We start from the raw sequence: 25,461 nt of genomic DNA on the forward strand, positions 1-25,461 counted from the left end.
GACCTCAGAAGAAATCGATCGAGACCTGCAACAGCCTCTCGACCTCGGGGACATCCTTGGCCAGGCAGAACATCGCGACGATATCGCCCTCGTCGATCCGGGTATCGGAATTCGGCTTGATCACCTGGTTGCCCTTGAGCAGCCCGCCGACAAGAACGCCTTCGGGGAAATCAATGTCACGCACCTTCTTGCCCGCCATGGGCGAGGTTGACAGCACCTCGGCCTCGATCATCTCGGCCTCGGCATCGCCGATGGAATAGACGCCGCGCACACGCCCGTGACGGATGTGGCGCAGGATGGATGACACGGTGGTGGCGCGCGGGTTGATATAGGCGTCGATCCCCAGCGGCCCCATCAGCGGCACCATGGTCGGATCGTTGATCAGGGCGATCGCCATCGGGCAGCCTTCGGATTTCGCCCGCACGGCGGCCAGCATGTTGGTCTTGTCGTCATCGGTCACGCAGAGCACCGCATCGGCCCGGCTGATATTCGCCTCGGCCAGCAGCGCCGCATCCAGACCGTCACCATTCAGCACGATCGTACGCTCCAGCAGCTCGGCGGCGCGTTCGGCGGATTTGCGGTTCTTCTCGATGATCTTGGCGCGGATCTTCTGGGTGCCTTCCTCCAGCGCGCGGGCTACGGCCAGCCCGACGTTGCCGCCGCCCACGATCACCACGCGTTCCTGCTTGCGGGTGGTCTTTCCGAAGATTTCCAGTGTGCGGTGGATATCCTCGTTGACGGTGAAGACATAGCAGTCATCCCCGACGAACAGCTGATCCTCGGCCTCGGGGGCAAAGAGGATGCCATCGCGCCGCACCCCCACGACAATGGCGCGCAGGGTCGAGAACAGATCCGTCAACTGGCGCAGCGGCGTGTTCACCACGGGGCAGTCTTCCTCGATGGTGATGCCCAGCAATTGCGCGCGCCCGCCCAGAAACACCTCGGTGTCGAAGGCAGCGGGTGAATAGAGACGCTGCAAGGCGGCTTCAGCCACTTCGCGTTCGGGGCTGATCACCACGTCGATGGGCATGTGATCGCGGCGATAGAGATCGGAATAGATCGCATCCAGATAGGACTGGCTACGCAGCCGCGCGATCTTGCGCGGGATCGCGAAGACCGAATGGGCCACCTGACAGGTGACCATGTTGACCTCATCGGAATAGGTGGCCGCGATGATCATGTCGGCATCGCGCGCCCCTGCCCGTTCCAGCACATCGGGGTAGCTGGCAAAGCCCGCGATTCCCTGCACATCAAGCGATGTGGTGGCCCGGCGCACGAGGTCGGGATTGTTGTCGACGATCGTGATGTCGTTCTTTTCGCCCGCAAGGTGACGGGCAATCTGCCACCCCACCTGCCCTGCGCCGCAGATGATGATTTTCATGCCTGCGTTTCCCCGGTTTCAGAGGCCCTTGGATGGCAGATAGCCCCATCATGGTCAATTGAATTGTCATTTCCCGCGGGCCGCATCACACTGGGGCTGTCTCCATGCCAAGGTGCCCCGTCATGCCGCTTTTATCCCGTTACCTGTTCACCCCGTTTCGCCAGGCGCGGCGACTGTCCCTGCCGCTTGCGGCGCTGGCCCTTGCCGCCTGCACCCCGCTGGGGATCTATCACAAACCCGGCGCGACCGTTGCCGCAATGCAGGATACCCTGACCACATGCGAGGTCGAATCCCTGCAACGCGTGCCCGTGGATCGTCGGATCGAACGCGATCCGATCCGCATCGTGCCGCGCAAGATCTGCGACAGCGCGGGCAATTGTACCGTGGTCTATGACCGTGTCGGCGGCGAAATCCGGACCTGGGACGCCAATGTGCCGTTGCGTCAGCGTGTGCTGAACCAGTGCATGGCGACGCAGGGCTATGCCTTTGTCGAACTGCCGGCCTGTTCGCAGGGCGTCAAGCGTGCCGCACCTCCCGGCGCCACGACGATCCTGCCCCGCCTGTCACCCAATGCCTGCGCGATCCGCAATGGTGACGGCACCTGGCAGATCGTGACACCGGGTTAGGCGGAAGGCGGGCCAGGCGGAAGCCGGGCCAGGCGGAAGGCGGGCTGGGGGCCCGCCGTCAGCCCTCGCCGTCAGCCCTCGCCCTCAGCCTTCGTCGGCATCCGCCGTCTCGACCTCGTCATCCATCTGCGCCAGGCGCCCGCCTGCCTTGCCCGATGTCACCACGCCAAGCGACTTCAGCTTGCGGTGCAGCGCGCTGCGTTCCATGCCGACGAAATTCGCCGTGCGGCTGATATTGCCACCGAAGCGGTTGATCTGGGTCAGCAGATATTCGCGCTCGAACGCCTCGCGCGCCTCGCGCAGCGGCAGCGTGGCCAGCGTGCCGGACAAGACGACCCGCCCATCATCGGCGGGCTTGTCCTCGCTGGACGGCAGGTCGCGCACTTCGATCGGGCCGGTGCCTTCGCCAAGGATCAGCACGCGTTCGATCAGGTTACGCAACTGGCGCACGTTGCCGGGCCAGTCCATCGTCTGCATCAGGGCCACGGCCTCATCGCTCAGCGGGCGCAGCGGCAGACCCTGCGTGCGGTTGAACAACCCGATGAAATGCTGCGCCAGCAAGGGAATATCCTCGCGCCGGTCCACCAGCGGCGGCACCGCGATCGGCACCACGTTCAGCCGGTGATAGAGCTCTTGCCGGAACCGCCCCGCCTTGATCTCGGTCTCGAGGTTGCGGTTGGTCGAGGATATGACCCGCAGATCGACCCGCACCTTGTCGGATCCGCCAAGCCGCGTGAACTGCTGATCCACCAGGACCCGCAGGATCTTGGACTGCGTGCCGGACGGCATGTCCGCCACCTCGTCGAAATAGATCACGCCACCATGGGCCTGTTCCAGCAAGCCCGGCTCGACCCCGCGTTCGGCGCTTTCCCGGCCGAACAGCACCTCCTCCATCCGGTCGGCTTCGATCGAGGCACAGCCCACCGTGACGAAAGGCGCGCCCGCGCGGTTTGAATTGGCATGGATGTAGCGCGCGGCGACCTCTTTGCCCGATCCCGGCGCGCCGGTCAGCATGACCCGGCCATTCGACTTTGTCACCTTGTCCAATTGGCTGATCAACGCCCGGTAAGCCCCTGATGCGCCGACCATTTCGGCCGCCGTCACATCCTTGCGCCGCAGCTCGCTGTTTTCGCGACGCAGGCGGCTGGTTTCCATCGCGCGGCGGATCACGACCAGAAGCTGGTCGATGTTGAACGGCTTTTCGATGAAGTCGTAAGCCCCCTGCTTGATGGCCGCGACGGCGATCTCGATGTTGCCATGCCCCGAGATGATGACAACCGGCACATCCGGGTTGTCGCGCTTGACGGTCTTGAGGATGTCGATCCCGTCCATCCGGCTGTCCTTGAGCCAGATATCCAGAATCATCAGCGCGGGCGGTTCGGTGTTGATGGCGGCCATCGCCTCGTCCGAGTTGCCGGCCAGACGGGTGTCAAACCCTTCATCCTCAAGGATATCCGAGATCAATTCGCGGATGTCGCGCTCGTCATCGACAATAAGAATATCGCCCATCTATCTGCCACTCCTCTGTTTTCCTTGTCCGCGTGCGGGAACGGCAGGGCTGTGCCCCTCGTCCGGCGCAGGCGCGGCTCCATCCTCTGTATCCGGGCGCGTGGCGCTGCTTTGCGCCAGCGGCAGGCGGATCACGGCCATCGCTCCGGCCCATGTCTGCCCCTCGAGACACGGCGCATCCTCCAGTGACAGGGTGCCGCCATGTTCCTCGATGATCTTCTTGACGATGGGCAGGCCCAGGCCGGTCCCTTCGCTGCGCGTGGTCACGTAGGGCTCGAACAGGCGCGACCGGTCCTCGGGCAGGCCCACCCCATTGTCGATGATGCAGATTTCGGCCTGCGATCCGACCCGCGCCGATGTGATCCGCACCTGCGGCTTGTGCCCCTCTGGCGCGCCCTTGGCCTGAAGCGTTTCGATCGCCTCGCCCGCGTTCTTGATCAGGTTGGTCAGGGCCTGGTGGATCATCGTCGCATCCACCTCGGCCGCCAGCGGGTCGTCGGCCAGATCGGCACTGATCTCGACGCCCGGTTGCCCCGATTGCTGCAACAGCACCGCATCCCGCACCAGCGCGGTCAGGCTTTCCGGCCGCCGTTCCGGTTCCGGCATCCGGGCGAATTTCGAAAACTCATCAACAATGCGCCGCAAGTCATTGGTCTGGCGCACAATCACATCAGTCAACTGGTCAAGATCGGTGCCTGTCGCCTCGTCCAGATGCTTGCGGAACTTCCGCTTGATACGCTCTGCCGACAGCTGGATCGGCGTCAGCGGGTTCTTGATCTCATGCGCGATGCGCCGGGCCACATCGCCCCAGGCCGCCATCCGCTGCGCCGCGACCAGATCGGACACATCGTCAAAGGCGACCACATAGCCTTCAAGCCGCCCCTCTTCGCCGCGCCGGGTCGACATCCGTACCAGCAGGTTCTCAAGCCGCCCGGACCGGCTGACCTTGACCTCATCCTGCGCGGTTTCCGCCTGCGCCTGCTGCAAGCGTTCGAACAGCGGCCCGAACTCCGGCACGGCCACGGACAGGGCCACGGATTGCTGATCCTCCTGCCAGTCCAGCAGCCGTTCGGCAGAGCGGTTCACGAAGGTCACTCGCCCTTCGGCATCGACGCCCACAACCCCGGATGTCACCGAGCTCAGCACGGAATCGAACAGGCGCCGCCGCCGTTCGATCTGGCGGGTATTGTCCAGCAGCGTGTCGCGCTGGCCCTTCAGCTGCCGCGTCATCTGGTTGAAATACCGGCCCAGCATCGCGATCTCGTCATCGCCGGCCTCATCCGGCACCTGCACGTCCAGATCGCCCGCACCCACCCGCTGCGCGGCGCCCGTCAGCCGCCCGACAGGGCGCGACAGCCGTTCGGCGAACCACATGCCCAGCCAGACCGCGGCCAGGATCAGGATCACCGCGAACCCCAAGTAGACCAGGCCGAATTCGAACAGGACGCGCCCGCGTTCATTCTCGAGCTGCTGATAGAACCGCGCGGTTTCCTTGGTGTCATCCAGCAGGTTCAGAAGCTCTCCATCCACCTCTCGGCTGACGTAGAGATAGCGATCGACGAATTCTTCCAGCCGGACCAGGGCGCGAAACTCGTTGCTGTCCCAATCCTCGATGATCTGCACGCCGCCTTCGGATGCGGCCATGATCGATTCGGCGCCCGGCGGTTCGAAATCGAACAGGTAGGATCGTTCGCCACGCGCCCTGATCTCGCCGGTGCCATCGATCACATAGGCCTCTCGCAGGCCGCGCTGGATCTGCGCCTGACCGGTCGCCAGCACGCGGCGCACATCGCCATCCCCCATGAAGAACGTATTGCGCCGGTTGTTGTCCAGATAGGCGGCAAGCGCCATCGCATCATCGGTCAGATCGCGGCGATGCTCTTCCTCATAGGCTTCGGCGGCGGCCAGCGAACTGCCCACCACCTGCCGCACGCGGTCGGAAAACCACCCCTCAAGACCGACGTTGATCGTCAGACCCGCGAAAATCGCGACCGATACGGTGGGTATCAGCGCCAGCAGGGCGAAAACGCCCGTCAGCCGCAAATGCAGCTGCGATCCGGCAGACCGCGCGCGCCGCGCCGCGATCAGCCCCGCGACCTTTTGCAGGACCAGTGCCGCCACGACCAGCACATAGACCAGATCCACCAGCAGGATCAGCCGCAAACCGATCGCCGATGCGCCCTGGTCAAGCGGCCCGAGAACAAGGAAAGTGGCGACAGCCAGCACAGGTCCCAGCAACACCAGCCCAAGCGTGGCGGCATTCTGCACCTTTTTCAGGCGGCGCAGACGCGCAAGCCTGTTCCAGTCGATGCGTGCATGCGCCCGGGTGATCACCCGTTGCCCCCGTCCTGATTGATGCGGCGCCTGATGCGCCTGACCGCTTTTATCGGGCAGATCGGCGCCTCGGCCAATCTGCCACTTATCTGTTGCGGTTTTACATCAACTTCCGGCGCCGTGTCACGCGAATATCCAGATCCGTGATCTTCTTTCTCAAGGTATTGCGGTTGATCCCGAGAAGATCGGCACATTTGGCCTGGTTTCCGCCTGTCGCCTCAAGGGCGATTTCCAGCAGCGGGCCCTCGACCTCGCGCAGGATGCGACCATAAAGACCCGGTGGCGGCAACATGTTGCCATGCAGATCGAAGTAGCGGCGCAGGTGGCGATTGACCGAGGCCGAGAGTTTCTCGGTATCGTTGCCACCGCCCAGCACCGGCTCCATCTCGGGCTGGTTGCCCAGAACCGTTTCCACTTCCGCGCGGCTGATCTCATCGGCGCGGCTGGTCAGGACAAGGCGGCGGATGGCATTTTCCAGCTGGCGCACGTTGCCCGGCCAGCTATAGGCGCGCATCAGTTCCAGCACATCGCGCGACAGGCGGCGCTTGGGCGCGCCATCCTTTTCGCTACGCAACAGGAAATGTTCAGCCAGCAGCGGGATGTCATCGACCCGCTCGCGCAGTGCGGGCACCTCAAGCGTGGCCCCGCCCAGACGGTAATACAGATCCTGCCGCATACGGCCCTTTTCCATCGCCTGGGACAGGTTCGACTGGCTGGTGGCCATGAAACGCGGCACGTGATCGCCGGGGCTGTCCATCATCCGTACGATGCGGGCCTGGCTTTCCAGCTCGATATCGCCGATCTCGTCAAACAGGACCGAGCCCCCCTTGGCGCGCGCCAGCACCCGCGCCGGGCCTTCGATGTCCTGAAGATCGGTTGCGGTGACCGTGATGAACGGCAGCGTACGCCGATCCGAGAAATCGTGAATTGCGCGCGCGATCAATGACTTGCCGGTCCCGCTTTCACCAGAGATCAAGACCGGAAGATCGGTGTTCATGACCCGCGCCACCAGACGATAGAGCGCCTGCATCGCCGGCGTGCGCCCCACCAGTGGCAGATCGTCGGGACGATCCGCCCCCGCATCGACCGGCGCCGCGGGCGCCACACGACGGCGGCTTTCCAGCGCCCGCGCCGTCCGCTTCATCAGGTCGGGCAGATCGAAAGGCTTGGGCAGATAATCATAGGCCTCGGCCTCGGCGGCCTGGATGGCCGTCATGATCGTGTTCTGCGCTGAAATGACGATGACCGGCAAACCGGGCCGGTCCTGCGCGATCTTCGGCAGCATCTCAAGCCCGTTGCCATCGGGCATCATCACATCCGAGATCACCACATCGCCCTTTCCCTCGGCCACCCAGCGCATCAGCGTGGTCAGGCTGGATGTGGCATGCACCTTGCAGCCGGCCCGCGTCAGCGCCTGCGTCAGCACAGTGCGGATGGTGCGATCGTCATCGGCGACCAGAACGGTTCCGTCCATCGGCGTCTACTCCCTTGAGGACTTTGATATGTTTGGTTTGCGTGGCGGCGGCATGTCGCGCGGCGCGCGCGGCAGGGACATGCGGAACACCGTGCGTCCCGGCGCGGAATCAACCGAGATCCAGCCGTCATGGTCCGACATGATCTTGCTGACCAGCGCCAGGCCAAGACCGGTGCCGTTTTCGCGCCCCGACACGAAAGGATCGAAGATATCGCCCGCAATATCGGCCGGCAGGCCGGGGCCATCGTCGATCACCTCGACCTGCAGGGGCAGCGATTGCCCCAGGCCGTCGCTGCGGCGCATGCGGAAGGAATGCTCGTAATAGGACCGCAGCCGGATGGTGCCGCCATTCTTGTCAGCCGCTTCCGAGGCGTTCTTGACCAGGTTCAACACCACCTGCAACAACTGGTCAGGGTCGCCCCAGGCCAGCGGCAGCGACGGGTCGTAATCCTCGATGATCTTCATATGCGCGCCGAACCCCAACAGCGCGGAGCGCCGCGCGCGGTCCAGAACGTCATGGATATTGACCTCGCGACGGTCCGGCGGGCTGAGGTTGCCGAACTGTTCAACCTGCTCCAGCAGCTTCACGATGCGGCGGCTTTCCTCGACGATCAGATCGGTCAGTTCCATATCCTCGGGGCTGAGGCCCATGGACAGAAGCTGTGCCGCCCCGGTGATGCCCGCCAGCGGGTTCTTGATTTCATGCGCCAGCATCTCGGCCATGCCGATGGCCGATTTCGCCGCCGATTTCACCGATTGCGAATGCGTCACGCGCCCGGCCAGTTCACGTGGCGAAATCAGCAGGATCATGAAACCCGGCTGCCCCTGCATCGGTGAAATCTGAAGATTGCAGTGCAGCGGCACCCTTTCGCCGGTGCCGACATCGACATCATTCACGAAAAGCGGTGTCGAGGTTTCGCGCGCCCGATCGAAGGCTTCCTGCATCGGGGCATCGACCATCACCCGGTCCCAGACCGGATGCCCCCGGACCGACTTGACCGACGCGTTCAGAAACAGCTCGGCCGCAGGGTTGGCATCGGCGATGCGATCCTGCGGATCCAGCAGAATGGCGGGCACCGGCAAGGACGACCACAGCGCGGAATCGTCGATCATGCAGCAACCCTCCCGTCAGGCTGGCCCGCATCGGGCAGATCCGCCCCGATCAGCGCATCAGGCAGAAGGCGCAACACCTCCGCCGCCCTGTCTGCGCGCAGAATACGCTGCCGCAGCGGAGCGGCGGCCCCTGCCTCGTCCATGTACCAGCCCAGGTGCTTGCGCGCGACGCGCAGGCCCAGATCCTGCCCGTAGAATGTCAGCATCGCCTCGTAATGCCTTGAAACCATGTCGATAAAATCCTGCCCTACAGGTATGGCCGGTGCGGCTGTGCCATAAAGCGCATGCGCGATCTGCGCCAGCAGCCAGGGCCGCCCCTGCGCCGCGCGCCCCACCATCACCCCGTCGGCCCCCGACAGGCGCAGGGCGGCGGCGGCGGTGGGCGCATCGACGATATCGCCATTCGCGATCACGGGAATGCCGACCGCCTGCTTGACCGCGGCAATCGCCCCCCAATCGGCCTTGCCCTTGTAGAACTGGCAGCGGGTCCGCCCGTGGATGGTGATCATCTGCACACCGGCACCTTCGGCGCGGCGCGCGATATCCGGCGCATTCAGGCAATCATCATCCCATCCCAGACGGGTCTTGAGCGTGACAGGCACCTTGACCGCGCCGACGACAGCCTCGATCAGGCGCAGGGCGTGATCCGGCTCGCGCAGCAGCGCCGAGCCCGACAATCCGCCCACGACCTTCTTTGCCGGGCAGCCCATGTTGATGTCGATGATGCGCGCGCCCGAGGCTTCGATCATCCGCGCCGCCTCGGCCATCCAATGCGGGTCGCGCCCGGCGATCTGCACCGAGGTACCCGCGACATCCGCGCCCAGTTCAGCCCGCTCGCGCGCTTCGATCCGCCCGGTCACGATTTCACGGCACGCCACCATCTCGCTGACGACCAGGCCCGCCCCGAACGAGGCCACCAGAGAGCGAAACGGCAAATCCGTGATTCCGGCCAGCGGCGCCAAAAGCACCGGAAAGGACAGAGGATGATCTCCTACATGCAACGACACGTGCTTATTCCTTGTGCATTGGCTCTTGGCTACCGCAAGCCGAGGCCGGACGACAACGCTACCATCTTGGTGTCTGGGTCAAATATAGGCATGCCCCAGTCATTTGCCTAATTATTAAGCATAATGACCGGCAAACTGGCACATTGCCCTTTCGACACCCGCGTCCTATGCAGAAGACAGCACCAGACAGCAAGGTCGTACCCCACGTGACTCACGCCCGTTTTTCCAAGGATCACCGCGCATGACCACGGCCGCGATCATCGTGGCCGCAGGCCGCGGCACCCGTGCGGGGGGCGATCAGCCCAAGCAATGGCGCGTGCTGGCCGGACGCCGGGTGATCGACTGGTCCGTGGCGCTGTTTCACGGCACCGCCGGTATCGACCTGACGGTTGTGGTGTTGCATCCCGATGATCTGGACCTCTACACCCCGCCGCCGGGCGTGATGGTGACGACAGGCGGGGCCAGCCGCGACGCTTCGGTGCGCTGCGGGCTTTCCGCGTTGGAAGGGGCCGGTGTCACCCGTGTGCTGATCCATGATGTGGCCCGCCCCTGCACGCCGCCCGCGGTCATCGCGGCGGTCCTTGCCGCCCTGGACAAGGCCCCTGCCGCCGCACCCGGCCTGCCGGTGACAGATGCGCTCTGGCGTGCCGAGGACGGCACCGTCACGGGCCTGCAACCGCGCGACGGGCTTTACCGCGCCCAGACGCCGCAGGGCTTTGCCTATGCCGCCCTGCTGGCCGCGCATCGCGCGCATCAGGGGCCTGCCGCCGACGATGTGGAAGTGGCGCGCGCCGCCGGGATCGGGGTTGTCATCACCCCGGGACATGAGGACAATCTGAAGATCACCACGCCCGAGGATTTCGCCCGGGCCGAACGCATCCTGACGGGACAAGGAACAGGCATGGATATCAGGCTGGGCAATGGATATGACGTGCACCGCTTCGGGCCGGGGGATCACGTCATGCTGTGCGGGGTGCGGGTGCCGCATGGCCGGGGTCTGGTTGGGCATTCCGATGCCGATGTCGGCATGCATGCGGTCACCGATGCGATCTATGGCGCGCTGGCCATGGGCGATATCGGGCGGCACTTCCCCCCCTCTGACCCACAGTGGAAGGGCGCCGCCAGCCATATCTTCCTGCGCCACGCAGTCAAGCTGGCCCAGGAAAACGGCTTCATGATCAGTAACATAGACTGCACACTTGTCTGCGAATACCCCAAGATCGGGCCCCATGCGGCAGCCATGCAGGCCGCAATGGCCGCGATCATGGGGCTTTCGGGCGACCGGATCTCGGTCAAGGCGACCACCAGCGAAAGACTGGGCTTTACCGGACGCGAAGAAGGCATCGCCGCACTGGCCACAGCAACCCTGGTCAAACCATGAGCCGCGCCAGCCACCTGATCGCCACTTTCGGCCATGTCGGCCATCTGCGGCCTGCGCCCGGCACATGGGGGTCGCTGGCGGCACTTCCGGCGGGTTGGGCGCTTTACATGCTGGGCGGTGTGCCACTGTTCTGCGCGGGCATCGTGCTGGCCTTTGCCGCAGGATGGTGGGCCACGGCACTGGAAACAAAGGGTAAAGACGATCATGACCCGTCAGAAATCGTGATCGACGAGATTGTCGGCCAATGGATCGCGCTGCTGCCCGTGATGATCGGCGCCAGCCATTCCGGCGCGGGCGTGCTGGCGCTTTGGCCGGGTTGGATCACGGCCTTCGTGGCATTTCGCCTGTTCGACATCACAAAACCCGGCCCCGTCGGCTGGGCCGATCGGCAAGTCGGGCCGTTCGGCGTGATGCTGGACGACGTGATCGCCGGTATCCTGGCCGCGATAATGGTGGGCCTTGGCGCCGGCCTGTCGCATGGCGTGCTGGGGTTCTGAGATGCGCGCAGTTGCCATAGACATCCTGACCGTCTGCCGCGCCAAGGGCCTGCGCGTCGCCACCGCCGAAAGCTGCACGGGCGGCATGGTCGCCGCGGCGATAACCGATATCGCCGGGTCATCCGACGTCTTCGACCGCGGGTTCATCACCTACTCCAACGGCGCGAAAACCGACATGCTGGGCGTCTTGCCCCAAACCCTTGCAGACCATGGCGCCGTATCCGAGCCTGTGGCGCGAGAAATGGCTGAGGGTGCGCTGGCCGCATCCAAAGCCGATGTGGCGGTCTCGATCACGGGTATCGCAGGCCCCGGCGGGTCAGATGTCAAACCCGAAGGGCGCGTCTGCTTCGGGCTTGCGCAGCGGGGCCATGACACATGGACCGAAACGGTAGAATTCGGCGCGCGCGGCCGCGAAGCCGTGCGTGGCGCCGCAACCGAACACGCCCTCGCCCTGCTTCTGTCGGCCGGAAAGGCGCGTTAATAACGCCTCTCAAGGCAATGTTTAACCGAGATTTTTTGCAAATTCCCGCGCACTGGCCTGGCCTTCGATCAGGGACCAGATCTGATCGGCCCGCGCGGTACCCAGAAGGCTGCGTGCCTTGGCTGCGATCTTGGCCTGTCGCAGATCCAGCGTCATGGGCGCATTCAGATCATGGGTCGCGGTCCGCACCGCGCCATCGCGCAGGGTGACACGCAGCCGCGTGGCGGTTTCCGCCACGCTGTCATCCGCCGTCACATGCACGCGTGCGCGCAGGTCCTGCAGGGCCGGATCAGCGCAGACGGCATCGCTGTAGCTGTCCAGTACCGCCGTATCATGACCCAGAACCTGCATCGCCAGCACCGTGCCATAGCTGAACTTGGCCCCCAGGCCGGTCATGGGCGCGACCTGGTTGCACACCGTCATCCAGCGCGGATGCGTCGCAACCTCGATCCGGTCGATCGCCGCCGGATCCAGCGGCGCAAGGGTCAGCCCAGCCTCCAACACAGCATGCAGGCCATGGCAGCAGGCATGGAACTTGTGGCTGACGGTTTCAAAAACCCATGCCTGACCAATGCCTTGCATCGCATCCCTGATGTTCTGACCGGCATGGGTCGGCCCAAAGCCCTGCGGGCTTTCCAGCGCATCCGGATTGGCCACGAAACCGCGCGCCACCAATTGCGCCGCCTCAACCCCGTTGGCCGCGGCAAGCCCGGCATTGAACGGCTTGCCCATCGTGCCGAATTGCGACTTCAGACCCGAAGCGCGGGTCGCCAGCAAGCCAAGCACCATGGCGCAGCCCCCCGCATCCAGCCCCATCAGCCGCGCCGCGGCCAGACCTGCGCCAAAGGCGCCGGCAGTCGCCGTCTGGTGGAATCCGGTCTGGTAATGGTCGCGCCCCAGCCAGACGCCCACGCGGATCGACGCCTCCACCCCGATCAGGGCTGCCGCCTGCAAGGCCGCGCCATCGGCGCCCTGCACCTCGGCCACGGCCAGTGCGGCCGGGATCACCGCCACCGAAGGATGCCCGATATGGGCAAAATGCGTATCGTCATAATCCAGCGCATGGCTTGTCGCACCGTTTGACAGCGCCGCCGCGCGCGCCGGGACCCGCCCCGGATGCCCGATCAGTGCGGCCTGCTGTGCGCCGCCCTCGTCCAGCACCATGTCCCGGGTGATCCGCGCCACAGGCTCGTCACGGCCAGCCAATCCCACCGCCGCCCAATCCAGCATCGACAGCCGCATCATCCGAAGCGCCGATGCGGGCAGATCTGACGCTTTTGTTTGCGCTGCGAATTCAGCAAGTTGCGTGGTGATTGTCATCTATGCGGCTCCCCGGTTCGGCGGCCAGCATAGCGCGGTTTCAGGCCGCGTAAAGCTGCGCCGCGCGGCGTTCAAAGGCCCGCACGATCCGCTGCATCGCCTCGTTGAACACAACGCCGATGATCCCCTGCAAAACCGCGTTACGGAATTCGAAATCCACGAAGAAGGATACGTCGCACCCGCCATCAGGCGCATCCTTGAAAGCCCAGTTGGATTTCATGTAGCGAAACGGCCCATCCAGGTATTCGGTGTCGATCTGCATCTGCGCGGGCCAGAGGGTGACGCGACTGCCGAATCGTTCGCGAAACACCTTGAAGCTGATGACCAGATCCGCCTCCATCACCTGCGCCCCATCGGCGCGCGGGGTGACGGACCTGATCCGCGCCGCGGCGCACCATGGCAGGAATTGCGGATATTTCGCCACATCCGCCACCAGGTCATACATCTGCTGCGCGCTATAGGGCAGCCTGCGGGTTTCGGAATGGGTGGGCATTGCTGTAGGTCGTCCTGATCGTCTGTGAAGCATTTTCGCGCGTGACAGTGGGGCCTCATTTCGTAGAGTGAGCGCCGAATTGCAAGGAAAACCCATGACACAGCGTCCTTATGTCATCGACCGGATGATCTCGGCCAAGGCCATCGCCGCCCGGATCGAAGCCCTCTCCCATCTGATCGAATCCGAATTTGCCGATACGGACAAACTGGTTGTCGTGGGCCTTCTGCGCGGATCCTTCGTGTTCATCGCGGATCTGGTCCGCGAACTGGATCTGCCCGTCGAGGTCGATTTCCTCGAGGCGTCATCCTATGGAAACGCGATGGAAAGCAGCCGCGAAGTTCGCATTCTCAAGGACTTGCGGGGCGCAATTGAAGGGCGCGACGTGCTGGTGGTCGAGGATATCGTGGATACCGGCCACACCCTTTACCATGTGCGCCAGCTGCTGTTGTCGCGCGATCCGCACCGGCTGAAAACCATCGCCCTGCTGGACAAGCCCAGCCGGCGCGAGGCCCCGATCAAGGCCGACTGGACCGGCTTCGAGATCCCCGACGAATTCGTGGTGGGCTATGGCATCGACTTCGCGCAGCGCAACCGCAACCTGCCCTATATCGGCAAGGTCCGCTTTACCGATGTCTGACCTCTGCGTGAGGTTCAGGCGCGGTGACGTTCAGCCCCGGTGACGTTCAGGCGCGGCCCAGTCGCGCCTGACGTGCGTCGCGCAGCCGCGCGAAATCATCGCCCGCATGATAGGAGGATCGCGTCAGCGGTGTCGCCGACACCATCAGGAAGCCTTTGCCGAAAGCAGCCTTTTCATAGGCCGCGAATTCATCGGGATGCACGAAACGGTCCACCGCGTGATGCTTCGGCGTGGGTTGCAGATATTGACCGATGGTCAGGAAATCCACATCGGCCGCGCGCATGTCATCCATGACCTGCAGCACCGCCTGACGCCCCTCGCCCAGCCCGACCATGATCCCCGACTTGGTAAAGACCGACGGATCAAGCTCCTTGACCCGCTGCAACAGGCGCAGCGAATGGAAATAACGCGCGCCGGGGCGCACCTCGGGGTAAAGGCCCGGTACGGTTTCCAGGTTGTGGTTGAACACATCCGGCCGCGCCGCAACGACCGTTTCCAGCGCAGAGGGATCGCATTTCAGGAAATCGGGGGTCAGCACCTCGATCGTGGTGCCGGGGGCGCGATGACGGATGGCGCGGATGGTCTGGGCGAAATGCTCGGCCCCGCCATCGTCCAGATCGTCCCGGTCGACCGATGTGACCACCACGTGATTCAACCCCAGCTTGGCCACCGCATCGGCCACGCGGCCCGGCTCGAACGCATCCAGCGTCTGCGGCTTGCCGGTGGCGATATTGCAGAAGGTGCAGCCGCGCGTGCAGATCTCGCCCATGATCATCATGGTGGCGTGGCCCTGGCTCCAGCATTCGCCGGCATTGGGGCAGCCCGCCTCTTCGCAGACCGTGACCAGCTTGTGCTCGCGGATGATGTTGCGCGTATCCTTGTACCCCTGCGAGGTCGGGGCCTTGACCCGGATCCAGTCGGGTTTCTTCGGCTGGGCATTGTCGGGCCGGTGGGCTTTTTCGGGGTGCCGCTGGCCGGGGATCTTCAGATCGCGCATCTGGATGCCTTTCAGGCTTTGGTGACTTGCCTTCACATACGCGCAATTAGGGCCGGATTAAAGACCCGCAAGGCCGCAGCATCAGGGAATATCGCGCCGCGCCAGGTGAACCAGCCCGCCGCCCACATCGCGCAGGATCTCGGCCAGGGGCGCGCACCAGCCATCGTCCAGGCTGGATTCCCGCCGCACCAGCCCCACATGCCGTGCCGGTTCAGGCATGCTGAAACGCATCAGATGCATCTCGGGGGCGGCGCGCTGTTCCTGCAGCGCCGCCAGTTCGGGCATCAGCGTCAGCCCGAACCCCGCCGCCACCAGCCGCGACAGCGTACTCAACGACGACGCGCCCATGTTGATCTGCGCGTGGCCCCGGCCACGGCCGCACACCTCCAGAGCCTGGTCGGTCAGGCAATGCCCTTCCTCCAGCAACAGCAGTTGGCTGGCCCCCAGCTCTACCGGGCGCAACGCCTCGGCGCCGGCCCCCAGCGCGGCCAGCCGCGCCTTGGTCCCGGCCAGCAGGAACCGATCCTCGAACAACGGGATCTCGACCAGCCCGCCCTCGGCCGAGGGCAGCGCGATCACCGCCGCATCCAGACGCCCCGCGCGCAACTCGGCCAGCAGGCGGTCGGTCTTGGCCTCCTGCACCTGCACGTCCAGCGAAATATCGCGCGAGCGCAACGCCTCCAGCGCGCCGGGCAGGATATAGGGCGCGATCGTCGGGATCAGCCCAAGCCGCAATTCACCGGACAGCCCGCCGCGCCAGCGCGCCGCGTCGCTCAGCGCCTGTGTCGCCTCCAGCACCCGCGCGGCATGGGCCAGGATGCGCCGCCCGAAAGGTGTCAGCACCACATCGCGGGCTTGCCGTTCGACCAGCGGCGCACCAAGGCTTTTTTCCAACTCACGGATCTGCACCGACAGCGCAGGCTGCGACACGTGCACCACATCGGCCGCACGGCCGAAATTGCGCTGTTCCGCCAGGGCCTTGAAATAAGCCAGTTGTCGCAGGGTGATGTTCATAATGCGAAGTTATGCATCAGCCCCGTTCTTGACAACGCCCATTATGACAATGGCGCCCATGTCATTCTGACATCCTGAGAAGGACAAGCAGCGCGAAGGCACAGATGATGATCGCCGTAAGAGCCACCCATTCCCTGCGGTTCTGACGATGCAGACGGGCCTCTTGCACGGGCAGGGGTTTGGGCCTTTCGCCCGCGGCATGCCGGATCAGGGCTACAAGCGCCTCGGCCTCGGGCCTGGTTTTGACGAAGGGGCCCAGGGCAAGCATCTGCAGCTTGGCGCCCGGCGTCATCGGAACCGCTTCCAGCCGTGGTTGATAGCCCCTGGCAAGGACCGTCTCGCCAAGCGACACCTCGGCATAGTCGGACAGGCGAAGCACCTGAACCTTGCCGAGGATCGAGGTGAGCTGCACGATCCCGTGGTCGACATGTAGCCGGGGCAAGCCCCGCACCGCCGACCACAGAAGAAGCAGCGGGAAACTCAGCAGGAAAAGCCCCACGACCAGTGAGGTCACGACACCATCCCGAAGACCCGGATCGCTCGGCAGCGAACCACGGACAAGCCCCCAGGACGCCGCCCACAAGGAAAGCAGCGCAAGCAGAGACATCATTCCCATGGCGAACCAGACGAACCAGGGATAGCGCGGCCGGAAGGTTGCGGGCAGGTGCAGGCGTTTCACGCGGGAACGATCGTCAAACATGGGCATACCACTTATCAGGAGATGCCATGCTGCCCCCGGGATCCGGCCGTTTTAAGGCCGAACCGTGACAGTCCCCGGTCTAGCCGATCATGCCGCCACCCTTGCCCAGATCGTCATAGTGGCGGCGCAAGCGTTGCAGCGCGATACGCAGGACGATCTTGCCGGATCGCGCCGACCAGCCCATCCGCCGCTCGGCCTGTTCCAGCCCTTCGAGGTAGCAGCAACACCGCAGCGCCACATCCCCAAGCCCCGGCCCCAGATCGCGCAGCGCCGCGCTGATGCGCGCGCGGGCAGCCTCGGGGCCCCGCGCGACACCCGTTGCAGGCACCCCGCCCTGCACCCCTGCGGTCAGGAACCGGTCCCAGTTCTGCGCCACCTTCGGACCCATCTGCGCCAGTTCGAAATCCTCGCGCAGGCGTTCTCCGGCCGTCACAAGCTCATCCGACAGGAAAGGCTGGCCGGATTTGTCGCGCCGTCGCGCCAGCGCCAGCAATGGCGATTCGTTGACGCAATAGCGCATCCTGCGGCGGCTGGCCCCGGCGCTGGCACCCTCTGCGTCATGATCTGCGCCGTCCACCTGCACGCCCTGGGCAGCCTTGTCCACGAACTGGCGCCCGAACTGGTCACCGTACTGGCCCGCGAACTGCGCGCCGCCCTCGTTCATGCCCTGGCGGGCCAGATTTTCAGCCTCGGCCACAAGCAATCCCAGCGCCGCGCGCCCGGCCCCGGTGATCCGGTAGCGCGACACCCGGCCCGGCGTGTCGCAGACGATCCATTCCTTCAGCGCCATGGCCTGCGCGATGGCACGGTCCACGACGGCGGTACGCGTCGTTCCCCCGTCTATACTGTCCCGGACAACCACGGCCTTGTCCATTTCCGCAGCCACCGCCAGCACGGCCCCCGGTTCGGCAAGCCGCCGCAGCACGCGCCGCCCTTCGCGGCGCAACATCTCGTTCGATGGCGCGGCGGGAACTGTCGGTTCGCCCTGCGGGGAATCCGGCAGATCATGTCCTGCGGCCTGAGGGTCAAGTTTGGTTGTCATGGGCACATGCTCCTTCAGCGGGACCTGGGCAGGCGGCGGAGGCAGCAACGGGGACATTGCCGCCAGATCGGTTTCGGGATCAGTTGCGCGATCGGTCGGCGGAAATGGTCGGAAATGCAGGCCGCCAAGCTGGCGCAAGGCCTCATCCACCAGAAGATCGTCGCGCCGGTTCTCAAGCTTGCGGATCTGGCGCAGGATGGTCGAGGCATGACAGCCCGCATTGCGCGCCAATTCGCGGATCGGCAAGCCGGCCTCGATATGCGCCAGATAGCGCAGGGCGGTCTTTGGCACCCAACTTGGCGCCAATCCCCCGGCCAAAACCGCACGCGACCCATCATCCCCGGTCGAGGCGGTGTCAAAGGTAGTCATGTCAATCCTCCTGTCTTTCTTCTCCACAGGTTATCCCCAGGCGGACTTGCAACCTAAGAATGCAATTCTTACCAGTTCGTTAACATTCCCCTGTTTTGTTCATAATTGTTTCCAAATCTTGAATAATCGCAAAGACGGCGCGCGCTGCTTTTGCCCGAAGCGCAACATCCCCCCTGGTCGTGTTTCAGTCAGGCAGACCGGGCAATCCGCCCGGCCCTGCACAAGGAGCCACGCCATGAACGACATCCTGCACCGGCTTGACAGCCTGCGCCGCCCGCGCCTGCTGATCCGCACGGCCCGCATCGGCGCCGAGAATTACCGGCGCGATATCAATCTGCCGCGAATCCTTGGGCATGGCGGGCTGCCCCGGCCTGCCCCCGCGCTGGAACAGTTGATGGAAATCGAGGCCGGCATGGACGACAACCGCCGCATGGGCGAGACGGGTTATTCCACCATCCGCCATGTCGAGGTGATGATCGCCGTCATGGGCGAGGCGCGCCTGTTGCGTGCAACCCGCCCGATGCTGACAGTGGTGGGGGCGGATCCCGCGATTCCGGCGGGCGCGGCGGCCCATGCCGCGCTGGAACCGCTGGGCTAGGCCCTGGGCGGCTGCCAATGGGAAAGGAAAAAGGGCGGTCCGATGACCGCCCTGCCCGCTTTGTTGACATGTCGCACGGCCTTACATGAAGGCGTCGGCCATGCTGTCCTTCTTGCGCGCGACATAGTCGGCCAGACCTTCCGCGATTGAAGGATCAAGCGCCGGCTGCTGGTAATTGGCCAGCATCTGCTCGACCTTGACGGCGGCCAGCGCCATGGTGTCGCGCGCGCCTTCCTCGTGCCAGGTCTCATAGGGTTTGTAGTCGAACACATCCGAACGCCAGAAGGCGGATTTGAAATTCGCCTGCGTATGGGCGCAGCCCAGGTAATGCCCGCTGGGGCCCACCTCGCGGATGGCCCCCATGGCCTGCGCGTTTTCGTCAATGGCCACGCCTTCGGCGAATTTGTGCAAGGCGCCCAACTGGTCCGCATCCATCACGAATTTCTCGAAGCTCGAGACAAGCCCGCCTTCCAGCCAGCCGCAGGCATGCAGCATGAAGTTGACGCCTGACAGCAGCCCCATGTTCAGGCTGTTGGCCGTCTCGTAGGCTGCTTGTGCGTCGGGCAGTTTCGATCCGCAGAACGACCCGGCCGAGCGGAACGGCAGCCCCATGCGCCGCGCCAACTGCCCCGCGCCATAGGTGATCTGGCTGGCTTCCGGCGTGCCGAAGGTGGGCGCGCCCGAGTTCATGTCGATCGAGGTCACGAAGGCACCGAAGATCACCGGCGCGCCGGGGCGCACCAGCTGGCTGTAGGCGATGCCGGCCAGCACCTCGGCCAGAACCTGCGTCAGCGTCCCCGCCACCGACACCGGCGCCATCGCGCCGCCCACGATGAAGGGCGAGATGATCGCGGCCTGGTTGCTACGGGCATAGACCTCGAGGCTGCCCATCATCACGTCGTCGAAGGTCATGGGCGAGTTGATGTTGATCAGGCTGGTCATGACCGTGTTGTTCTGCACGAAATCGCGACCGAACAGGATCTCGCACATCTCGACCGAATCCTGTGCGCGCGACGGCTCTGTCACTGACCCCATGAAGGGCTTGTCGGACAGGGTCATATGGGCATGCAGCATGTCCAGGTGACGCTTGTTGACGGGAATATCCGTCGGCTCGCAAACCGTGCCGCCCGAATGGTGCAGCCATTTGGACATGTAGCCCAGTTTCACGAACTTGCGGAAATCCTCCATCGTGGCATAGCGGCGTCCACCCTTGATATCATGCACGAAAGGCGGGCCATAGACCGGGGCCAGCACCAGGTTCTTGCCGCCGATCACCACGTTGCGCGCCGGATTGCGGGCATATTGGGTGTATTCGCGTGGTGCGGTGGCGCAAAGCTGCCGCGCCAGGCCGCGCGGGATTCGCACACGCTCGCCCTCGATCTCGGCGCCCGCATCGCGCCACAGCGCAAGCGCGCCGGGGTTGTTGACGAAATTCACCCCGATCTCGGCCAGCACGGTTTCGGCATTGGTTTCGATGATCTCCAGCGCTTCTTCGGTCAGGATCTCGAAATTCGGGATATTGCGGCGGATATACTGGGCTGTCTCGAAGGACACGGCCCCACGCTCGGCGCGTCGCGCCGCCCCGCCACCACCCCGTGCCGGTCTGCGCGTCTGAACCTCTGTCATCTTTATCATCCTTCATGCCGAAACACACCGCCCCGCTGGCGGGTTTGCCACCTGATACCCGGTTCCATGCCCCCCTTGGGTGAGAAATCCGGCCATTGAGGGGAAAAAGCGACATTGCCGCCCCTGTCTGCGCCGTCGCACACCGCGCCGAGGCTTGCGCAAAGCCTGACCTTGGCCTAGGAGGCAGACATGAGCCAGACATCCCATGACCGCCTTCTCATCATCGACTTTGGCAGCCAGGTGACGCAGCTGATCGCGCGTCGTCTGCGCGAGTTGAACGTCTATTGCGAAATCCATCCCTATCAGAAGGTCACCGATGCCTTTTTGGCCGAATTCGCGCCAAAAGCCGTGATCCTGTCGGGGGGGCCGGACAGCGTGACGCGCGCGGGATCGCCCCGCCCGCCCGAAAGCGTCTTTACGCTGGGCGTGCCGCTTCTGGGGATCTGCTATGGCCAGCAGGTCATGATGCAGATGCTGGGCGGCATGGTCGAATCGGGTCATGGCACCGCGGAATTCGGCCGCGCCTATGTGACCCCCGCCAACGGGCGGATCGACCTGCTGAACGGATGGTTCCTTGAGGAACGCGAACAGGTCTGGATGAGCCATGGCGACCATGTCAGCCGCATCGCTCCGGGGTTCGAGGTCTATGGCACCTCGCCCAATGCGCCCTTCGCGATCACGGCGGATCTTGCGCGGAAATTCTATGCCGTGCAGTTCCACCCCGAAGTGCATCACACGCCGAACGGCAAGACGCTTTATGAGAATTTCATCCGCATCGCGGGCTTTACCGGCGACTGGACCATGGGCGCTTACCGCGAGGAAGCGATCCGCAAGATCCGCGAACAGGTCGGCGACAAGCGCGTGATCTGCGGCCTGTCCGGTGGTGTCGATTCATCCGTCGCGGCCGTTCTGATTCACGAGGCGATCGGCGATCAGCTGACCTGCGTCTTCGTCGACCACGGCCTGCTGCGCCAGAACGAGGCCGCCGAGGTCGTCACCATGTTCCGGGACAATTACAACATTCCCTTGATCCATGCGGATGAGGCGGACCTGTTTTTGGGAGAACTTGAGGGTGTTTCCGATCCGGAAACAAAGCGCAAGATCATCGGGCGTCTGTTCATCGACGTGTTCCAGAAATACGCAAGCGGGATCGAGGGCGCGGAATTCCTGGCCCAGGGTACGCTTTATCCTGACGTGATCGAATCCGTCTCGTTCAGCGGCGGGCCCTCCGTCACGATCAAGTCGCACCACAATGTCGGCGGCCTGCCCGAAAAGATGGGTCTGAAACTGGTCGAACCGCTGCGCGAGCTCTTCAAGGACGAGGTGCGCGCGCTGGGCCATGAGCTTGGCCTGCCGGCCAGCTTCATCGGGCGCCACCCTTTCCCCGGACCGGGCCTTGCGATCCGCTGCCCCGGCGAGATCACGCGCGAAAAGCTGGAGATCCTGCGCCGCGCCGATGCGGTCTTCATCGACCAGATCCGCCGCCACGGGCTTTACGACGATATCTGGCAAGCCTTCGTCGCGATCCTGCCTGTCCGCACCGTCGGCGTGATGGGCGACGGGCGCACCTATGATTTCGCCTGTGCCCTGCGCGCGGTCACATCGGTCGACGGGATGACGGCGGATTACTATCCGTTCAGCCATGATTTCCTGGGCGAAACCGCAACCCGCATCATCAACGAGGTCAAGGGCATCAACCGCGTCACCTATGACGTGACCTCGAAACCGCCGGGCACGATCGAGTGGGAGTGATACGGCTATCGGGGCAACTGATCTGCACGACCCACGCCCAGGCGCGGGCCGTGATGATGGGCCTGCCCGCGCATACCCGCCTGACCCGCGCAGAGCCTGGTTGCCTGTCATTTGACGTGATGGCCACCGATGACCCGCTGATCTGGCAGGTCGATGAGGCTTTCACCGACCGCGCCGCCTTCGACGCGCATCAGACCCGCACCGGGGCCAGCGACTGGGCCGTGCAGACCGCAGACATCCCGCGCGACTATTTGATCACCGAAGACGGTGCCGCATGACCAGTCCGATCCCCGCCATCCTTCCCGCGCCGCCGCCAGTGCTGCGCGCGGCGCTGTGGATGATCGGGGCCATCGCATCGTTTTCGGCCATGGCCGTCGCCGGGCGCGAGGCGGCCTTTGATCTCGATACATTCGAGATCATGCTCTACCGGTCCATTGTGGGCGTGATCATCGTCTTTGGCATCCTGACCCTGACCGGGCGCTGGGGCCAGGTCACACGCCGCCATCCCGGCCTTCAGATCATGCGCAATCTGGCGCATTTCAGCGGGCAGAACCTGTGGTTCTACGCGGTGACGGTGATCCCGCTGGCGCAGGTCTTCGCGCTGGAATTCACCTCGCCCCTGTGGGTTCTGGTGCTGTCGCCGCTGGTGCTGGGCGAACGCCTGACGCCGATGCGGACGCTGGCCGCCGTCATGGGGTTCATCGGCATTCTGATCGTGGCGCGTCCCAACCCCGAAAGCCTGAACCCCGGCGTGGTCACGGCGGCCCTGTCGGCGATCTGCTTTGCCTTCACCATCATGCTGACGAAAAAGCTGACACGCACCGAAAGCATCGCCTGCATCCTGTTCTACCTGACCACGACGCAAGTGGTCTTCGGGCTGATCGCGGCCGGTTATGACGGTGACATCGCCCTGCCCTCGGCCACCAGCCTGCCCTTCGTGGCGGTGATCGGCTGCGCGGGCCTGCTCGCGCATTTCTGCCTGACAAATGCATTGTCGATCGCGCCCGCAACGGTGGTGATTCCGATCGATTTCACCCGCCTTCCCGTGATCGCCGTGGTGGGCATGGTGTTGTACAACGAACCGCTGGACCTGTTCGTCTTTGCCGGAGCGCTGGTGATCTTCGCGGGCAACTACCTGAACATCTGGCACGAGACGCGCCGTCCGAAGTGACAGGTCACGCAACCACGGGAAACGGGTTGCGGGCATCCTGTCGCAGGCATAACACCGCCGCATGACACAGAAATCCATCTCACTCAGGGCCTGGGCCGAACTGCTGTTGCTGGGCGGCATCTGGGGCGCGTCCTTCCTGTCGAATGCCGTGATCCTGCGCGAGGTGGGTTTCGTCAGCGTGGTCGCATTCCGCGTGACCGGGGCCGCGTTGATCCTGTGGGCCTATGTGCTGCTGCGCCGTCTGCCGCTGCCGCGCGATCCGTTGGTCTGGGCGGCTTTCGTCTTTGCCGGCGCGCTGAACACGGCGCTGCCCTTCGCGCTGATCACCTGGGGGCAGACGCATATCCCCTCGGGGCTGGCGTCGATCCTCAACTGCTCCACCGCCGTGTTCGGCGTGCTGGTGGCCGCGCTGGTCTTTGCCGACGAGCGCCTGACCCGGCGCAAGCTGGCCGGCATCGGGCTTGGCTTTGCCGGGGCCGTCACCGTGATCGGCCCCGATGCGGTGCGCGGTCTGGACCTGACCGCACTGGCGCAACTGTCGCTGATCGGGGCGGCGCTATGCTATGCCTTTGGCAGTGCCTTCAACCGCGCGCGCCTGTCGGGGCTGGCGCCGCAAGTGGCCGCCGCCGGGATGCTGAGCGGTGCGACGCTGGTGATCCTGCCCCTGGCCCTGCTGCGCGACGGCCTGCCCGCGATGGATTATGCCGGTATCACCTGGATCGCCATTGCCTATCTGTCGATCGTGGCCACGGCCCTGGCCTATCTGCTCTATTACCGCGTGCTTGGCATGGCGGGGTCGGGCAATGTGCTGCTGGTCACATTGCTGGTGGCGCCCGTGGCGATCATGCTGGGGGCCATCTTCCTGGATGAGGCATTGCCGCTGCGCGCCTATGCCGGTTTTGCGCTGCTGGCGGCGGGGCTTGTGGTGATCGACGGACGCATCCTGAACCGTCGCCGCGCGGCAGGCGCCATGCCGCCCCCCGCACAGTAGACGTGCAAGAGCGTTGACCCCCCTTTGCGCCGGGGCTACCACAGCGACCAGGCAAAAGGGATGTGACCATGATCTATACATCTGCGGCGGAATGGCGGGACGCACCACGAAAACGGCTGCTGTTCTTCGGCATGTCAGGGCTTGGCAAGACCCATCTGGCCACGCTTCTGCGTGATCATGGCGACTGGTTCCACTACTCGATCGATTACCGTATCGGCACCCGCTACATGGGTGAATACATCGCCGACAATGCCAAGGCCGAGGCGATGAAAGTGCCCTTCCTGCGCGATCTGCTGCTGTCGGATTCAATCTATATCGGATCGAATATCACCTTTCACAACCTCACGCCCGTGTCCTCCTACCTGGGCAAACCCGGCAATCCCGCCAAGGGCGGGCTACCTTATGCCGAGTATACCCGACGCCAGGCGCAGTTCCGGCAGGCCGAGATCCACGCGCTGCTGGACACCGGCTATTTCATCGAACGCGCCGAGGCGCTTTATGGTTATCCGCATTTCGTCTGCGACACGGGCGGGTCGATCTGTGAATGGGTCGATCCCGAAAACACGGAAGATCCGGTTCTCAAGGCGCTGTCGCAGACCACGCTGATGGTCTGGATCAAGGGCGACGCGGCCCATACGGCCGAACTGATCCGCCGCTTTGACCGCGCACCCAAGCCGATGTCCTACCAGGCCGAATTCCTGGACCAGGTGTGGAACGAATACCTGGGCCAGAACAAGGTGTCAGAGGACGAAGTGGATCCCGACGCCTTCATCCGCTGGACCTATGCAAAGGCCCTGGCCCATCGCCAGCCGCGCTATGCCGCCATGGCGCGCAACTGGGGCGTGACCGTCACCGCCGACGAGGTTGCCGCCGTTCGGAGTGCGGCCGACGTGGACGCGCTGATCGCCCATGCGCTTGAGCGGGGCTGACCCGCACCCTATCTGCTGC

At 64.5% G+C, this 25,461-nt stretch carries 24 protein-coding genes; 11 read left to right on the top strand and 13 right to left on the bottom strand.

Features of this window, described 5'->3' with window-relative positions; all coding sequences use genetic code 11:
• Positions 1-4: 4 nt before the first annotated feature.
• Positions 5-1,381 carry a Trk system potassium transporter TrkA gene (trkA, locus tag ACFQ3C_RS15890; RefSeq protein ID WP_380793810.1) on the bottom strand — a complete coding sequence of 459 codons (1,377 nt, stop codon included), beginning with the start codon at positions 1,379-1,381 and terminating at the stop codon, positions 5-7.
• Between the two features lie 122 nt (positions 1,382-1,503).
• Between trkA and ACFQ3C_RS15895 the strand changes: the two genes are divergently transcribed.
• A complete protein-coding gene (locus ACFQ3C_RS15895; protein WP_380793812.1) occupies positions 1,504-2,007 on the top strand; it encodes a hypothetical protein in 504 nt (167 codons plus the stop codon).
• An 84-nt stretch (positions 2,008-2,091) separates the two neighbouring features.
• Here the strand turns inward: ACFQ3C_RS15895 and ntrX are convergent, their stop codons facing one another.
• From ntrX to dusB, 5 genes are all read right to left on the bottom strand, one after another.
• Positions 2,092-3,516 carry a nitrogen assimilation response regulator NtrX gene (gene ntrX, locus ACFQ3C_RS15900; RefSeq protein ID WP_380793814.1) on the bottom strand — a complete coding sequence of 475 codons (1,425 nt, stop codon included), beginning with the start codon at positions 3,514-3,516 and terminating at the stop codon, positions 2,092-2,094.
• The gene (locus ACFQ3C_RS15905) at positions 3,517-5,850 is read right to left on the bottom strand and encodes a sensor histidine kinase NtrY-like (protein ID WP_380793816.1); all 2,334 of its coding nucleotides are present in this window, start codon (positions 5,848-5,850) and stop codon (positions 3,517-3,519) included.
• Positions 5,851-5,950: 100 nt separating this feature from the next.
• A complete protein-coding gene (locus ACFQ3C_RS15910; protein ID WP_380793818.1) occupies positions 5,951-7,324 on the bottom strand; it encodes a response regulator in 1,374 nt (457 codons plus the stop codon).
• Between the two features lie 6 nt (positions 7,325-7,330).
• Positions 7,331-8,437: a two-component system sensor histidine kinase NtrB gene (locus ACFQ3C_RS15915; RefSeq protein ID WP_068289821.1), complete on the bottom strand. Its 1,107-nt coding sequence runs from the start codon at positions 8,435-8,437 to the stop codon at positions 7,331-7,333.
• A complete protein-coding gene (dusB, locus tag ACFQ3C_RS15920) occupies positions 8,434-9,444 on the bottom strand; it encodes a tRNA dihydrouridine synthase DusB (protein WP_380793821.1) in 1,011 nt (336 codons plus the stop codon). The genes ACFQ3C_RS15915 and dusB overlap by 4 nt, the downstream gene beginning before the upstream one ends.
• Before the next feature lie 241 nt (positions 9,445-9,685).
• Here dusB and ACFQ3C_RS15925 point away from each other — a divergent pair, with 241 nt between their 5' ends.
• The 3 genes from ACFQ3C_RS15925 to ACFQ3C_RS15935 are packed head-to-tail and all read left to right on the top strand — an operon-like array spanning position 9,686 to position 11,803.
• Entirely contained in the window at positions 9,686-10,825 is a 1,140-nt protein-coding gene (locus tag ACFQ3C_RS15925) for a bifunctional 2-C-methyl-D-erythritol 4-phosphate cytidylyltransferase/2-C-methyl-D-erythritol 2,4-cyclodiphosphate synthase (protein ID WP_380793823.1), read from the top strand.
• Positions 10,822-11,322 carry a phosphatidylglycerophosphatase A family protein gene (locus ACFQ3C_RS15930; protein ID WP_380793825.1) on the top strand — a complete coding sequence of 167 codons (501 nt, stop codon included), beginning with the start codon at positions 10,822-10,824 and terminating at the stop codon, positions 11,320-11,322. Before ACFQ3C_RS15925 ends, ACFQ3C_RS15930 begins: the two co-directional genes overlap by 4 nt.
• A 1-nt stretch (position 11,323) precedes the next feature.
• On the top strand, positions 11,324-11,803 hold the full coding sequence (locus ACFQ3C_RS15935) for a CinA family protein (RefSeq protein WP_380793827.1): 480 nt from the start codon (positions 11,324-11,326) through the stop codon (positions 11,801-11,803).
• A 21-nt stretch (positions 11,804-11,824) separates the two neighbouring features.
• Here the strand turns inward: ACFQ3C_RS15935 and ACFQ3C_RS15940 are convergent, their stop codons facing one another.
• Both ACFQ3C_RS15940 and ACFQ3C_RS15945 read right to left on the bottom strand, forming a co-directional pair.
• On the bottom strand, positions 11,825-13,123 hold the full coding sequence (locus ACFQ3C_RS15940; protein WP_380793829.1) for an MmgE/PrpD family protein: 1,299 nt from the start codon (positions 13,121-13,123) through the stop codon (positions 11,825-11,827).
• A gap of 40 nt (positions 13,124-13,163) precedes the next feature.
• Positions 13,164-13,616: a type II toxin-antitoxin system RatA family toxin gene (locus tag ACFQ3C_RS15945; protein WP_380793831.1), complete on the bottom strand. Its 453-nt coding sequence runs from the start codon at positions 13,614-13,616 to the stop codon at positions 13,164-13,166.
• A 94-nt stretch (positions 13,617-13,710) separates the two neighbouring features.
• Between ACFQ3C_RS15945 and hpt the strand changes: the two genes are divergently transcribed.
• Positions 13,711-14,253: a hypoxanthine phosphoribosyltransferase gene (hpt, locus tag ACFQ3C_RS15950; RefSeq protein WP_380793834.1), complete on the top strand. Its 543-nt coding sequence runs from the start codon at positions 13,711-13,713 to the stop codon at positions 14,251-14,253.
• A 46-nt stretch (positions 14,254-14,299) separates the two neighbouring features.
• Here hpt and lipA read toward each other — a convergent pair whose 3' ends face one another.
• The 4 genes from lipA to ACFQ3C_RS15970 all read right to left on the bottom strand — a co-directional run bounded on the left by lipA (position 14,300) and on the right by ACFQ3C_RS15970 (position 18,375).
• Complete coding sequence (gene lipA, locus ACFQ3C_RS15955) at positions 14,300-15,250, bottom strand: lipoyl synthase (RefSeq protein ID WP_380793836.1); 951 nt, start codon at positions 15,248-15,250, stop codon at positions 14,300-14,302.
• An 81-nt stretch (positions 15,251-15,331) separates the two neighbouring features.
• Complete coding sequence (locus ACFQ3C_RS15960) at positions 15,332-16,264, bottom strand: LysR substrate-binding domain-containing protein (RefSeq protein WP_380793838.1); 933 nt, start codon at positions 16,262-16,264, stop codon at positions 15,332-15,334.
• A gap of 61 nt (positions 16,265-16,325) precedes the next feature.
• Positions 16,326-16,964 (bottom strand): hypothetical protein, encoded by a 639-nt coding sequence (locus ACFQ3C_RS15965; RefSeq protein WP_380793840.1) that lies wholly within the window; start codon positions 16,962-16,964, stop codon positions 16,326-16,328.
• 79 nt (positions 16,965-17,043) lie between these two features.
• A complete protein-coding gene (locus ACFQ3C_RS15970; RefSeq protein WP_380793842.1) occupies positions 17,044-18,375 on the bottom strand; it encodes a DUF6456 domain-containing protein in 1,332 nt (443 codons plus the stop codon).
• 235 nt (positions 18,376-18,610) lie between these two features.
• Here ACFQ3C_RS15970 and ACFQ3C_RS15975 point away from each other — a divergent pair, with 235 nt between their 5' ends.
• Complete coding sequence (locus tag ACFQ3C_RS15975) at positions 18,611-18,973, top strand: DUF6477 family protein (protein WP_380793844.1); 363 nt, start codon at positions 18,611-18,613, stop codon at positions 18,971-18,973.
• Positions 18,974-19,054: 81 nt separating this feature from the next.
• On the opposite strand, the gene ACFQ3C_RS15980 is transcribed toward ACFQ3C_RS15975, so the two are convergent.
• On the bottom strand, positions 19,055-20,599 hold the full coding sequence (locus tag ACFQ3C_RS15980; RefSeq protein ID WP_380793846.1) for a trimethylamine methyltransferase family protein: 1,545 nt from the start codon (positions 20,597-20,599) through the stop codon (positions 19,055-19,057).
• Positions 20,600-20,788: 189 nt separating this feature from the next.
• On the opposite strand from ACFQ3C_RS15980, the gene guaA reads away from it, so the two are divergent.
• From guaA to ACFQ3C_RS16005, 5 genes are all read left to right on the top strand, one after another.
• Complete coding sequence (gene guaA, locus ACFQ3C_RS15985; protein ID WP_380793848.1) at positions 20,789-22,351, top strand: glutamine-hydrolyzing GMP synthase; 1,563 nt, start codon at positions 20,789-20,791, stop codon at positions 22,349-22,351.
• A complete protein-coding gene (locus ACFQ3C_RS15990; protein WP_380793850.1) occupies positions 22,348-22,629 on the top strand; it encodes a putative quinol monooxygenase in 282 nt (93 codons plus the stop codon). The genes guaA and ACFQ3C_RS15990 overlap by 4 nt, the downstream gene beginning before the upstream one ends.
• A complete protein-coding gene (locus ACFQ3C_RS15995; RefSeq protein WP_380793852.1) occupies positions 22,626-23,522 on the top strand; it encodes a DMT family transporter in 897 nt (298 codons plus the stop codon). Before ACFQ3C_RS15990 ends, ACFQ3C_RS15995 begins: the two co-directional genes overlap by 4 nt.
• Positions 23,523-23,583: 61 nt before the next feature.
• The gene (locus ACFQ3C_RS16000; RefSeq protein ID WP_380793854.1) at positions 23,584-24,513 is read left to right on the top strand and encodes a DMT family transporter; all 930 of its coding nucleotides are present in this window, start codon (positions 23,584-23,586) and stop codon (positions 24,511-24,513) included.
• A 68-nt stretch (positions 24,514-24,581) separates the two neighbouring features.
• On the top strand, positions 24,582-25,442 hold the full coding sequence (locus ACFQ3C_RS16005; protein ID WP_380793856.1) for an ATPase: 861 nt from the start codon (positions 24,582-24,584) through the stop codon (positions 25,440-25,442).
• The last annotated feature ends 19 nt before the right edge of the window (positions 25,443-25,461 follow it).

The sequence above is a fragment of the Seohaeicola saemankumensis genome (assembly GCF_042678485.1).
GTDB classification, from domain to species: Bacteria; Pseudomonadota; Alphaproteobacteria; order Rhodobacterales; family Rhodobacteraceae; genus Seohaeicola; species Seohaeicola saemankumensis.